At 45.1% G+C, this 12611-nt stretch carries 11 protein-coding genes and 1 other RNA gene; 9 read left to right on the top strand and 3 right to left on the bottom strand.

The features are described from left to right. The first annotated feature begins 2 nt into the window (after window positions 1-2). The 9 genes from WQ57_RS12950 to WQ57_RS12990 all read left to right on the top strand — a co-directional run bounded on the left by WQ57_RS12950 (window position 3) and on the right by WQ57_RS12990 (window position 9432). Window positions 3-1265, top strand: coding sequence for a ribonuclease H-like domain-containing protein (locus tag WQ57_RS12950; RefSeq protein ID WP_046524197.1), 1263 nt, complete (start codon window positions 3-5; stop codon window positions 1263-1265). A 406-nt stretch (window positions 1266-1671) separates the two neighbouring features. Next, window positions 1672-1998: a CotD family spore coat protein gene (locus tag WQ57_RS26230; protein WP_084820269.1), complete on the top strand. Its 327-nt coding sequence runs from the start codon at window positions 1672-1674 to the stop codon at window positions 1996-1998. Window positions 1999-2102: 104 nt separating this feature from the next. Beyond that, complete coding sequence (locus WQ57_RS12965; RefSeq protein ID WP_046524199.1) at window positions 2103-2660, top strand: SLOG family protein; 558 nt, start codon at window positions 2103-2105, stop codon at window positions 2658-2660. A gap of 82 nt (window positions 2661-2742) precedes the next feature. Continuing rightward, a complete protein-coding gene (gene gpsB, locus WQ57_RS12970; protein ID WP_046524200.1) occupies window positions 2743-3042 on the top strand; it encodes a cell division regulator GpsB in 300 nt (99 codons plus the stop codon). A gap of 83 nt (window positions 3043-3125) precedes the next feature. Further along, an RNA gene (rnpB, locus tag WQ57_RS25915) (RNase P RNA component class B) lies at window positions 3126-3503 on the top strand. Between the two features lie 149 nt (window positions 3504-3652). Further along, window positions 3653-4795, top strand: coding sequence for a THUMP domain-containing class I SAM-dependent RNA methyltransferase (locus WQ57_RS12975; protein ID WP_046524201.1), 1143 nt, complete (start codon window positions 3653-3655; stop codon window positions 4793-4795). 100 nt (window positions 4796-4895) lie between these two features. Next, entirely contained in the window at window positions 4896-6848 is a 1953-nt protein-coding gene (locus WQ57_RS12980) for an ATP-dependent DNA helicase (RefSeq protein ID WP_046524202.1), read from the top strand. A gap of 139 nt (window positions 6849-6987) precedes the next feature. Continuing rightward, a complete protein-coding gene (locus WQ57_RS12985) occupies window positions 6988-8496 on the top strand; it encodes a carboxypeptidase M32 (RefSeq protein ID WP_156183132.1) in 1509 nt (502 codons plus the stop codon). A gap of 30 nt (window positions 8497-8526) precedes the next feature. Beyond that, entirely contained in the window at window positions 8527-9432 is a 906-nt protein-coding gene (locus tag WQ57_RS12990) for a DMT family transporter (protein ID WP_046524204.1), read from the top strand. A gap of 236 nt (window positions 9433-9668) precedes the next feature. Here WQ57_RS12990 and WQ57_RS12995 read toward each other — a convergent pair whose 3' ends face one another. Genes WQ57_RS12995 through WQ57_RS13005 form a run of 3 tightly spaced genes read right to left on the bottom strand, consistent with a single transcriptional unit; the run spans window position 9669 to window position 11977 of the window. Continuing rightward, the gene (locus tag WQ57_RS12995) at window positions 9669-11327 is read right to left on the bottom strand and encodes a b(o/a)3-type cytochrome-c oxidase subunit 1 (protein WP_420912396.1); all 1659 of its coding nucleotides are present in this window, start codon (window positions 11325-11327) and stop codon (window positions 9669-9671) included. Beyond that, on the bottom strand, window positions 11324-11800 hold the full coding sequence (locus tag WQ57_RS13000) for a cytochrome c oxidase subunit II (protein ID WP_046524206.1): 477 nt from the start codon (window positions 11798-11800) through the stop codon (window positions 11324-11326). Before WQ57_RS13000 ends, WQ57_RS12995 begins: the two co-directional genes overlap by 4 nt. Before the next feature lie 27 nt (window positions 11801-11827). Next, window positions 11828-11977: a cytochrome c oxidase subunit 2A gene (locus WQ57_RS13005; protein ID WP_046524207.1), complete on the bottom strand. Its 150-nt coding sequence runs from the start codon at window positions 11975-11977 to the stop codon at window positions 11828-11830. Window positions 11978-12611 lie beyond the last annotated feature (634 nt).

Genomic DNA, 12611 nt, shown 5'->3' on the forward strand with positions numbered 1-12611 from the left:
AAATGTCGCTGAAAAATAAGCTGAATCGTTTGAAACCCCACCTCTCACCTTCGACTGGGATGAAAAACAGCCCGGAAAATGCCATCAAGCCTGCCCTGAAGGAAAAGCAAGAGATTCCCTTTATGGATGTTTGGGAGAAAGAAAATGTTACGCCCTATTATTTTGATGATCATTATTGCCTGGTACGAAAAGTGGTATATCCACTTACCCATAAACATGGCAATTACACTTTTACCGAAGCCTTGGAAGCTGTTTTAAGATGGAATGATAGCAAGGTCCAGCACCCTTTATCAGCAGTAGGGCATAGTCCGGAGGAGCTGTTTTTCTTTGACACGGAAACCACGGGGTTGGGGGGTGGAGCGGGCAACACCATCTTTTTGCTCGGCCATGCCCGCCTAACCAGGGATGGCGTCATTTTAACACAGCATCTTCTTCCTCATCCCGGAGCTGAAATAGCTCTTTACCAAAGCTTCCTTGAATCCGTCAATTATCGGACCCTGGTAACGTATAACGGCAAAGCCTTTGACTGGCCGCAGGTCAAGACGAGGCATACCCTCGTGAGGGAACATGTTCCAAAACTTCCGTCATTCGGCCATTTTGACCTATACCATGCTGCCCGCAGAATGTGGAAACATAAGATGGAAAGAATGAAGCTTAGCGCTGTTGAAAAAGAAGTTCTTGGGTTTGAGCGGTTAGACGACATTCCCGGGTATCTCGCTCCAATGATATATTTTGATTTCCTGGAAAGGAAACATCCCGAAGGACTTCTTGGAGTCTTGAAGCACAATGAGCTTGACATACTCTCCCTGATTACCCTGTATACCCATTTGTCGTTCCAATTGCTTGGATTGGATGAGGGACGGACTATAAGGGAAACATATGAGGTTGGGCGCTGGTTCTCCTATATTGGAGAGAGTGAAAAAGCGAAAGAGACCTTTCTGAATATTGCTGATGGAGACGGATCAGAAGCCATGGCCGCAATGGTGGCACTTGCTGCTGAATACAAACGGAATAAAGATTATGGAAGAGCCTTGCCGTTATGGAAAAGCGCCTCCGAAAATGGGACGGACCTGCAAAAATTGGAATCCTTGCTTGAACTGGCCAAGTATTTTGAACACCGGGAAAAGGAATACTTGCTTGCGGCGAGCTATTCCGAGAAAGCATATCGATTGCTTTCAGCCCTAAACAGGGAAAAAGCAAAGAAATTGGAAGTGGATTTGGAAAAAAGGCTGATGAGGCTTAAAAGGAAAATGAAGCACCAATAGAAGGGTTTCATCGATGTATCTCCGGGGAAAGGTTATAATCCCCGGTTTTCTTTGTATAAAAGTACAGAGCAGATGTCACAAAATGTTAACAATTATGTCTAGTGAAAATGGGATTTTATATTGTAACAAAGTTAAATGGACGTTAAAATGTAGTCTTGTGGAGAAAATAAAAATTGGGGCTGTTAAGAATGTATAAAGCGATTCTAGTAATGTTCTTTGTTGTAGTTTTCCTGACTGTCATCGTTTTCACCGGTTTTAAAGACAATTTTTATGCTTTTATATAAACAATATCGCTTGAAATATTTAGGCGAAAGGTAAAAATAGGTGTTTTCATTAGTACAAGATACCTCTCCTCTTCATAGGCTAACAGTGTAAAGAATAAAAATTTGAGGAAGGAGAGATTCATATGCATTGCAGACCACCAGGTCAAGTTTTGCCGGCAGTAGTCCATCCGACAAAATGCTGTGTAAATCACAGTTTTTCAAACAATATAGTACCTCATATCCACCCGACTCATACCACAAATGTCCACCATACCAATTTTGATCATATTCACTATACACCGAACACTCAGTCTCAGGTTAATCAGGTGACGCACCAGCATCATTACGGAGGTCCTGTACCGCCTATGGGCGTTGGCGTACCTAGACCGGGGTTTGGCCCTGGTCCTGGCTTCGGTGCAGGCCCAGGCTTCGGTGCAGGCCCAGGTTTTGGTCCTGGATTCGGACGTTAATGGTTAAAACAGATGGCAGGGGCTTGTTTATCAAAGAAGCCCCTGTTTTTCATTTTATACGGCTATGCAAGATGGAGAATACATAAAGAAAGGTGTAGGAGGCCATGCCAAAAGTGGCTGTCATTACTGGATATAAGGCATACGAGCTTGGGATTTTCAAACAAAACCATCCTGCAGTCAAATACATAAAAACCGCTATCATGAAGGAATTGGCTGCATTGGCGGAAGAGGGGCTTGAATGGGTCCTTATAAGCGGACAGCCGGGAGTGGAATTATGGGCGGCCGAGGTAGTGTTTGCTTTGCAGGAGTATCTTCCCGACCTTAAGCTTTCGGTCATCACGCCTTTTTTGAATCAGGAAGAAAAATGGAATGAGAGCAACAGGGAATGGTATGAGTCGGTACTGATCCAAGCCGACCATGTCGATTCAGTATCAAGGAGGCCTTACGAAAAACCTTGGCAGCTGCGGGCGGCCAACCAGTTTTTCATAGAAAAGAGCAATGTCCTCATTCTGTTTTATGATCAGGAAAGAGAGGGAAGTCCCAGATATATTTTCGAGGCTGCCAAACAAAGGCAGGAAAAGGGTGAGTACGATATCAGAATGATCAGTTTTTCTGACCTCCAGATGATTGTGGAAGAAGAGGCGTTTAATCAGGATTTCTAAGTTCGGGATTAGAGAATTGACAAATATCGCTGTTTTTGAAAAAATATAAAGTGATGATAGGGGTATATCGAGGTGAGAAATTATGCTATCTGACAAAGTGAATCTTACAGCGAAAGAAATACTGGAAAAAGAATTTAAAACGGCCATGCGCGGATATAAACCGGAGGAAGTGGATAAGTACCTTGATCTTGTGATTAAGGATTATGAAGTCTTCCATCAGGAAATCGAAGAGCTTAAGCAGGAAAACATGAGATTGAAGAAACAGCTCGAGGAGGCAGCAAGAAGACCTAGCGCCCAGCCTGCCGGGACTACGAACTTCGATATACTGAAAAGGTTATCCAACCTGGAAAAACATGTTTTTGGCAATAAGCTTTACGATTGAACCGTTTTCTTCCAATTTTTCTAATTGGTTACCATTGCTATATTATGAATGATTTCATATAATAATCTATGTAATCGTTAATAGCGTTCGGGTAACCGCTGCAGTTTTTCTGCAGAGGAAAGTCCATGCTCGCACGGGCTGAGATGTCCGTAGTGTTCGTGCCTGGCCAATTCATAAGCCAGGGCAGCCTGATTGGCTGACGGCAGGGAAAATGCCTAAGTCTTCGGATATGGCATGAATACCTATAAAAGTGCCACAGTGACGTAGCCTTCCCAGAAATGGGAAGGGTGGAACGAGGTAAACCCCGCGAGCGAGAAACCCAAATAATGGTAGGGGCACTTTCCTGGAGGAAATGAACGAAGGGAAGGACAGGTGATGCCACCTGTAGATAGATGGTTACCACCGGAGTGCGAGGCTAATTGCCGGTCGCAGCACAATGGAACAAAACATGGCTTACAGAGCGTTATTAATCGATTTTGTATGAGTGTTTTCGCAAGCCCTCCTTTTTTGCCGGGAGGGCTTCTTTTATTTCTTTCATAGATTGGATTATCGAAGAGTAAACTGGTATGATGGAGATTCATAAAAAGTGACTTTTTAAAGGGTGAAATAGATGAGCAAACTGGAATTGATTGCTACTGCGGCAATGGGGCTGGAATCATTGGTAGCGAAGGAAGTGAGAGACCTTGGATACGAATGCCAGGTCGAAAACGGCAGGATCACCTACAAGGGGGACGAGCTTGCGATTGCACGGAGCAATTTATGGCTGCGTACCGCGGATCGGGTCAAAATTAAGGCAGGAGAGTTTAAAGCTTATACTTTTGATGAATTGTTTGAGAAAACAAAATCCATCCCATGGGAGCAATTTCTTCCGGAAAATGCTGAATTCCCTGTTAGCGGGAAATCGCAAAAATCCAAGCTTTTCAGTGTGTCCGACTGTCAGTCCATTGTTAAAAAGGCTATTGTAGAGAGGCTGCGTAAAGCCTATAAAAAAACTTCCTGGCTGGAGGAAAATGGACCGCTGTTTAAAATAGAGGTATCTCTCTTGAAGGATGTTGCCACTTTAACGATTGACACCAGCGGCAGCGGTTTGCATAAAAGAGGCTATCGGGTCGACCAGGGAGAGGCTCCTCTGAAGGAAACCCTGGCAGCCGCATTGGTGATGCTGACCAATTGGACGCCTGAACGCCCATTCGCCGATCTTTTCTGCGGTTCGGGAACCATTCCGATTGAAGCCGCCTTGATTGGCCAGAATATTGCTCCAGGATTTAATCGGGAGTTTGTCTCCGAGTCGTGGGATTGGATGCCGGATACAGTCTGGGAACAGGCGAGAAACGAAGCCGAGGACATGGCGAAATATGATCAGCCTTTGGATATCACAGGTTCAGATATTGATCATCGCCTGGTGAAAATCGCTGCAGAGAATGCTTTTGAGGCCGGTCTTGGAGACTTGGTGAATTTTAAGCAAATGCGGGTCCAGGATTTCGCGGTCAAAAAGGATTACGGTGTCATCGTGAGCAACCCGCCATATGGCGAGCGGCTTGGCGAAAAAAACGCTGTGGAACAAATGTATAAAGAAATGGGCAAAGTACTTGGAGCATTGGATACTTGGTCGGTATATATCATGACTTCAAACGAACAATTTGAGCAATTCTACGGCAGGCCTGCAACCAAAAAAAGAAAGCTGTTTAATGGGTTCATCAGGACGGACTTTTACCAATACTGGGGAAAACGGCCGCCAAGGCGCTCAGAGTGAACCCTGCGCCCAACAAGGATAAGGAAATCAGCTAAAGTAAAATAACATGGAAATGACAGCGCCCATCGCAAGGCGCTGTCAATTTGTCTGGAGGGTTACCATGACTGGCAGTTTGCCTTTTACTATTTCAAAAACAGAATCTTTTTTCGATAAATTCAGCGAGTGGATTGGCGATGTTTTCTATGATATTCTCCCTGAAGCTGGATTCGAGCTGCGGGATGAGCAAATCTTCATGGCTTTTCAGCTCGAAAAAGCATTCAGGGAAAAGAAAGTGATTTTTTCAGAGGCTGGAGTGGGTACCGGAAAAACAATCGTCTACCTGCTTTATGCCATTTGTTATGCCCGCTACAAAAAGCAGCCGGCCATCATTGCTTGTGCCGATGAAAGGCTGATTGAGCAGCTTGTCAAAAAGGAAGGGGACATTGCCAAGCTTGAAAAAGCGCTGGACTTAAATATTGATGTCCGCCTGGCAAAATCACGGGATCAATATCTTTGCCTGAATAAGCTGGATCCTTTTGTGGATGGGGACGATGAGGCCTATCATGCAGTTTATGACAGCCTGCCAGACTTCGTCCATGAAGGCAGTACGCTGCAGAAATTTCATCGGTATGGTGACCGGACAGAATATTCTTCCCTGACGGACAATGAATGGGCCAATATTAACTGGGATCCACTTCAGGATTGCCTTGCGTGCAGCCGCCGGCATCGCTGCGGATTGACCTTGCAGCGGGAGCATTACCGAAAAGCGGCTGACCTGATTGTCTGCTCGCATGATTTTTATATGGAACATATCTGGACGAAGGAATCGCGCAAGCGTGAAGGTGAGCTTCCATTTTTGCCGGATGGGAGCTGTGTAGTTTTTGATGAAGGGCATCTCCTTGAGTTCGCAAGCCAAAAGGCGTTGACATATCGGTATGCGGAACGAACCCTGGAAACCCTGCTCACGAGAATCATGGACAATGATATCCGCGAAAAGACCTTAAACCTCATGGAAAAGGCCATATTCCTGAATGATCAGCTATTTATTGAACTGGAAAAATACAGCGAGGCAAGCAGGGCATCCGAAAAGCTTACAGTAAAAAAAGCACCTTCCGTGTCCAGAATAGCGGAGGATTTGCTATGGACTTTGGAATCTCTGCAGGAAGAATTGGTTTTTGAAAGTGAAATGTTTGTGATTAACGACTATAACCTGAAGATTGTAGAGGAATACCTGGATCAGATCAGTTATTCATTGACTCTATTTGCCAGACGTTCGGTCGGCATTAACTGGCTTGAGATCCATAATGGCGAGAAAACGCTTGTCATTATGCCAAAAATGGTTCAGGAAGTACTGCGCAAGGAAGTATTTTCCCAAGAAAAGCCATTTGTTTTTTCTTCGGCTACCTTGTCGGAGAGGAAGTCATTTGAGTACATGGCAAACAGCCTGGGAATTGACAGCTATCTTTCCTTCTCGGTTGAATCACCATTTGACTACGAGGATGTCATGAATATCTCCCTTCGTGATTATTCCAAAGCAGGCTTTGCCGCGAGGGCCCAGTATACGATCCAGCAAATTCGTTCTTCCGGGGGAAGGGCCCTGGTATTGTTTACAGACAGGGATGAACTGCGTTCCTTTAAAAGCCTGGCTGAAGGAGAGTTTGAATTTCCTGTGCTGTTTGAAGGGGATGCAGAAATTTCAAAGCTTGTTTCCCGTTTTCAAAATGAAGAGCAAAGTGTTTTATGTTCGGTAAATCTGTGGGAAGGATTGGATGTTCCAGGTAGTGCTTTGAAAAATGTCATCCTGTTTGCATTGCCATTTCCACCGAACGACCCGGTGTTTGCCGCTAAACGGGAAGAAGCAGACAATGCTTTTGATGAGGTTGACTTGCCCTATATGCTTTTAAGGCTAAGACAGGGAATCGGTCGGCTCATTAGGACAAGTACAGATCAGGGAGAAGTACACATTCTCCTCGATAGGACTCTTGATCGGGAAATCCTTGAAAAGCTCCTGGATGTCCTTCCTGTCCAGCCGCAAAATTCAGGGAGCAGTGATCTTGCAGCAGGCACAAATTAATGTTTAAGGCCCACCCGGCTAAGGGTGGGCTTCCACTTTATTTTGAAGGAATATTTTTCCGTTTTTTTAAGGGTACGTTATTATGTTTCAGAAAAATGTGATAATATGGGAGAGACATAAAATTGGGAGGAAGATGCAGATGGAAACCGTCACGCTGGAAAAAGAATTTCTAGACTATGTAAAGAAGATGTCTGCTTATGAGGAAGCCCTTTCGGTTATTTATTGGGATTTGAGGACAGGAGCTCCGAAAAATGGAGTGGATCAAAGATCACAAGTTATAGGTGTATTATCTTCTGAAGTGTTTTCAATGTCAGTCTCAGAGCAAATGGCTGAATACATAGATAAAATTGCAGAAGACCGTCATGCTTCGGAGCTTGCCAGGAAAACCGCAATGGAATGCAAAAAAGTATATGAGCGCAATAAGAAGATCCCTGCTGATGAATACAGGGAATATGTCATCCTCCAATCGAAAGCGGAAAGCATTTGGGAAGAAGCAAAAAATAAATCAGACTTTGAGATGTTCCGGCCTTATTTGGAAAAGCTTGTGCAAACCACCAAGCGTTTCATCGGGTATTGGGGCTATAGCGGCAATAAATACAACACTCTGCTTGACATGTATGAACCTGGTGTCACGGTGGAGGTCCTTGATAAGGTATTTGGTCAGTTAAGAAAACAGATCGTACCGCTGGTGAAGCAAATTGCCGATTCAGCCGACAAGCCAAAGACTGACTTCCTGTTCAAGCATTTCCCCAAAGAAAAACAGCGGGCATTCAGCGAGGAAATCCTCAGGCAGATGGGCTATAATTTTGATGCCGGCCGCCTTGATGAAACAGTCCATCCGTTTGCCATCGGCATTAATCCGGGTGATGTGCGTGTGACGACCAAGTATGATGAGAAAGATTTTAGGACGGCTGTTTTCGGAACCATTCATGAGGGCGGCCATGCCCTGTATGAGCAGAATATTTCTCCCCGATTGGTGGGGACCCCGCTATGCACGGGAACGTCAATGGGCATCCATGAATCACAATCTCTATTTTATGAAAACTTTGTCGGCAGGAACTATTCATTCTGGAAGAAAAATTACCTGCTGCTTCAGGAATATACCGATGGGCAGTTTGCACATGTTGAACTTGAAGACTATTACCGCGCGATCAATGAATCAAAGCCGTCGCTGATCAGGATTGAAGCGGATGAACTTACCTATCCCCTGCATGTAATGGTGAGGTATGAAATAGAAAAAGGGCTTTTCAATGATGAAATCGAGGTAGAGGATCTGCCGGGGATTTGGAACGAAAAATATGAACAGTATCTTGGGGTCATTCCTGAAAACGATGCTCAGGGGGTTTTACAGGATGTCCACTGGTCAGGAGGCAGCTTCGGCTATTTCCCATCCTATGCACTGGGGTATATGTATGCAGCACAGTTCAAACAGGCGATGCTGAAGGATCTGCCAAACTTTGAGCTGCTCCTTGAAGAGGGCAACCTTAAGCCAATTCAGGAGTGGCTGACCGCAAAGGTCCATGTTCATGGGAAGATGAAGATGCCGCTTGAAATTCTTAATGATGTTACTGGGGAAGGCTTGAATGCTGATCACCTTGCACAATACCTTAATGAAAAATACCGGGAAGTTTACAGACTATCAAATTAACAAATCCCTTCCTGGAGGAAGGATGACAACATGCCTTATCTCATGATTGCCTTAGCTGCTTTTATGTGGGGATTGATCGGCTTTTTTGTGAAGGGCCTTTCCGCTGCAGGCTTGAGCCCGATGGAAATCGTTGCCCTTAGAGCAGTGACTGCGGCCTTCATTCTCATTGGAATTGGATTAGTTAAATACCGTCGTCACTTAAGGATAAAAGCTGGAGACCTTCCGCTTTTTATTGGCACAGGCTGGATGAGCATTGTCTTTTTTAATTGGTGCTATTTTACGGCAATAGAAAGGATGAACATTCCTGTCGCAGCAGCTCTTCTGTATACCTCGCCAGCATTTGTGATTACCTTGTCCTTTCTTTTTCTAAAAGAAAAGCTGAACGCAAAAAAACTGGTGGCGGTTGTTGGTACGATTGCAGGATGCTCATTGGTGGCCGGTGTCAGTTTGCGTACGGGAAGCAGCTTTCCGCCGGCGAGTATTCTAATCGGGCTTGGCGCCGGCCTTGGTTATGCGCTGTACAGCATCTTCGGCAAGGTAGCCTTGAATAAATACCATCCTTTTACCGTAACTTTTTATACGTTTATCATCGCTGCTGCATTATTGCTCCCGATTCTGCTAGGAGGGGAAAAGGCTTGGGCAACGGAAGGGGAAGTGTACCTGTACAGCATTGGGCTGGGGCTCTTCCCTACCGTAATGGCCTATTTTGCCTATTCCTGGGGGCTGGAAAAGACAGAAAGCAGCAGGGCGGCCATTATAGCTACAGTTGAACCAGTCGCTGCATTGATCCTGGGGATATCCGTCTACCAGGAAAGCATTACATTGACACAGGGAATTGGAATAGCTGCAATCCTGGCTTCAGTCACTCTGGTCAATCTCCCGAAACGTAAACAGCGAATCCTCGAGAATAAGAAGCAAAAGAGCGCTCCTCAATAATGGAGCGCTCTTTTTGAAAAAATAAGAAAGTTTATATTTCCAGAGTTAGATAACTGTCTAGCTCCAGCGCCTAGCCAGTTTTCATCATTGAATTAACTTCTTCGAATATCTTGCGAGAAGCGTAGCTTTGAGCAGCTCGAGTCATAAGCCACTCCAGAATTGAAGGCAAAAAGCGCCTTCTATTCTGGAGCGTCTTATGCTGGTCGGGGCTGAACAAGGCGCTTCCGCTTTCAAAGTTACCACAACTTATACCCTTTTGAACCTATAGGAGCGTTTTGTATCATATCAACAAACGGAATGGTATAGGCAAACAGGATAAGGAGGACAGCAATCCCAATCCACAGCTTCCAGTTTTCCAATACCATTGGAGCTTTTTCCGATTCATCTGCGGCCTCCCCGATTGGGAATTCCTCTTCTCCTTTTGGTGCAAAGAATGCCAGATTTATAAAGATATAAAGGATGAGAATAATACCGACGAACAGAATCGTTCCCCCCACACCCTGTGCCACCTGGTAGGGAATCCATTCGGCCGCCTGGGCAGCTCCGCCATACTCAGAGAAGGAAGAACGGCGCGGCGCTCCAAGCAGTCCAGCCGCGTGCATTGCTCCTGACATGAAAGTCATGCCAATTGCCCAGAACACACCCTGGATGATGGCCAGCTTATTCATTGCTTTCGTAAACGTGCGTCCTGTAAGGTGGGGAATCAGCCAATAGCTTATTCCAAAGAAAGTCAGGATTACGGCAGTTGCCACTGTCAAATGGAAGTGGCCAGTTACCCAAATGGTATTATGGACGACCTGGTTCATTTGGTTGGAAGCATTAATGATGCCACCAGCGCCTGCAGGAATGAAGCTTAGCATCCCGATAAAAGGAACGACGAAGCGCGCATCTCCCCAAGGAAGCTTTTTCATCCATCCAAACAAACCTGTGGCCCCTTTGGAACGTCCGTATGTTTCAAATGTGGCAAACAAAGAGAAAGCCGTCATCAGGGAAGGTATAATGACCATGAATGTCAGGATTACCTGAAAGAACTTCCAGGCAGGGTCAATACCAGGCTCCATCAGCTGATGGTGGAACCCTACAGGAATGGAGAATAATAGAAATAGAATGAATGTCAGGCGTGCCAGGGAATCAGAGAAAATTTTTCCTCCAATTATTTTTGGGATGACCACGTACCATGCCATATAGGCAGGAAGTAACCAGAAATATACGAGCGGATGTCCGAAATACCAGAATAGCGTCCGGCTGATGGCGACATCGACACGGTCCACAAGGCCAAGGGACCAGGGAAGAAGCTGCAGGAGAACGGTAGCTGCAACACCAATTGTGGCAATGATCCACATCAGGGTGTTTACCAGGGACATAAAAGTAAGCAGCGGGCTTGGCTTTCCAGGATTTCTTTTTCTCCATGCGGCATAGGCTGATATAATGACGGCACCGTCAATCCAGCTGCCGACAATAACAAAAGTAAGTCCAAGATAAAAAAGTGCATGAGCCTGGAGAGGAGCGTAAAATGTATATAATACCGAAGCTTCGTTCAGCAAAATCATGACAGCGGCCATAAAAGTTCCAATTGTCATCGTCCAGAACCCAATCCAACCAGCCATACGCTGTTTGGAAGTGAAGGTCCCTGCCGTCCGGCTGACCGCAACCAATTGAAAACCCATAATGAAGAAGGTTGTCAACACAAGTCCTAAAACGACACCATGCACGGTCAGGATTTGATAATAGCCGATCCCTGCCGGAAGGACAAGTTTTCCGGACCTTACCAGCGTTTGCAGCAATCCGGCCAAACCGCCGATTGCCAGGGCGATGAACGCTACATAAAAATGAGCCATGCCCAGCTTTCCATCAAGACGATCCACTTTTATTTTTTCAGACACAGTTTTCATCATTCAACCACCTTAATTTTTGACGTCATCATATGGTGTCCGGCCCCGCAGTACTCGTTGCAAAGGATGAGGAATTCCCCTGTTTTGTCAAAGGTTGTGAGGTATTCGGAAATATACCCGGGCGTCAGCATCATGTTGATATTGGTTCCTGCAACTGAAAAGCCATGGATGACATCCTTGGTTGTCGCAATGACTTTAACTTTAGCACCAAGAGGAACTTCTACTTCCCCAGGAGTATAGTTAAAGGCCGAAGCGACAAATACAAGCTCATAATCCCATTCTTTTCCCTCTACCTTATTCAATCCGGGTTTGTTGAACGGAGCCAATGTGTCCACTTTCTCAGGATCCACTGTTGCCATGCAGCTTGGCGGCTGGTTGCCCAGATAGAAGGCGCTGACGCCGACAACAGACAAAAACACCAGCAAGGTGGCAGTCCCGAAGATAAGCCAGATTTTTTCATACTTATGAATATGCATGGTACTTCTCTCCCCTTATACTCTCGATTAAAATCGCTCTACAAATAAATAAAATACACCGACCCATGTTACAATCAGGAAAAATCCCAGCAAGAAAACAGATGCCAATGTTCCTTTCAGGGACGATGAATCCTCCACCTTTATTTTCGTCTTCCTTTGAAGTCCAGGCTGAGCCATGGTGTCCACTCCCTTCCCTTAAAATAATGTTAACTGTTGGATACAATCCCATCATACAAAACAAATGGGCCGCTGCCAGCCAGTTTTTAGCAGTTCACAAATTGTTCATTCCTTATGTATCTACTATGTTAATAGGGTAAAGTTGTAATAACAGTGATTTATGTCACATGGGTAAGGGGGAAAGTGTGAACGAATTGTGAAAACAAGTATGTAAAAAGGTGCGCAATATTTTGAAAAGGGTGGCGGATTCTTGACAAACAAAAAAGAGTTTTCATGAGATTTTTCATCATCACCTTTTACAGCAAAGAAACATAGAATAATGTAAAAAGTTTTTTCGGGGATGTGTACAGATGGAAAAATATTATTGCGATCGCTGCTGCAGGATTTATAAAGAACTGCAAACTTGTAAGCCGTGCGGCGTCCTGGCTTCCAGGAAGATAGTGATCCAAGTTCATGACCAGCCCAAACCCCAATAAGGACTTCAGTTTTAAATGGTAATTCTTTTCTGCTGTCACAGCCGGCATTCTTCGCTATAATAAAAGAGCACAGCAACTCCCTTCAAAACGTCAGGCTTTCCCGGTCCCCGGGAAAGCCTTTTTTTGTTTCCCTTACCTGTGATAGTTTTGCTGAATAT

It is taken from the genome of Mesobacillus campisalis (assembly GCF_000986785.1).
GTDB lineage: Bacteria > Bacillota > Bacilli > Bacillales > Cytobacillaceae > Mesobacillus_B > Mesobacillus_B campisalis.

Excerpts from the sequence above, each read along its gene's own strand:
- WQ57_RS13000 (WP_046524206.1), bottom strand. The coding sequence starts at position 11,800 with ATGCATATTCATAAGTATGAAAAAATCTGGCTTATCTTCGGGACTGCC.
- gpsB (WP_046524200.1), top strand. The coding sequence starts at position 2,743 with ATGCTATCTGACAAAGTGAATCTTACAGCGAAAGAAATACTGGAAAAA.
- WQ57_RS12965 (WP_046524199.1), top strand. The coding sequence starts at position 2,103 with ATGCCAAAAGTGGCTGTCATTACTGGATATAAGGCATACGAGCTTGGG.
- WQ57_RS12975 (WP_046524201.1), top strand. The coding sequence starts at position 3,653 with ATGAGCAAACTGGAATTGATTGCTACTGCGGCAATGGGGCTGGAATCA.
- WQ57_RS12950 (WP_046524197.1), top strand. The coding sequence starts at position 3 with ATGTCGCTGAAAAATAAGCTGAATCGTTTGAAACCCCACCTCTCACCT.
- WQ57_RS12990 (WP_046524204.1), top strand. The coding sequence starts at position 8,527 with ATGCCTTATCTCATGATTGCCTTAGCTGCTTTTATGTGGGGATTGATC.
- WQ57_RS12995 (WP_420912396.1), bottom strand. The coding sequence starts at position 11,327 with ATGATGAAAACTGTGTCTGAAAAAATAAAAGTGGATCGTCTTGATGGA.
- WQ57_RS13005 (WP_046524207.1), bottom strand. The coding sequence starts at position 11,977 with ATGGCTCAGCCTGGACTTCAAAGGAAGACGAAAATAAAGGTGGAGGAT.
- WQ57_RS26230 (WP_084820269.1), top strand. The coding sequence starts at position 1,672 with ATGCATTGCAGACCACCAGGTCAAGTTTTGCCGGCAGTAGTCCATCCG.
- WQ57_RS12980 (WP_046524202.1), top strand. The coding sequence starts at position 4,896 with ATGACTGGCAGTTTGCCTTTTACTATTTCAAAAACAGAATCTTTTTTC.
- WQ57_RS12985 (WP_156183132.1), top strand. The coding sequence starts at position 6,988 with ATGGAAACCGTCACGCTGGAAAAAGAATTTCTAGACTATGTAAAGAAG.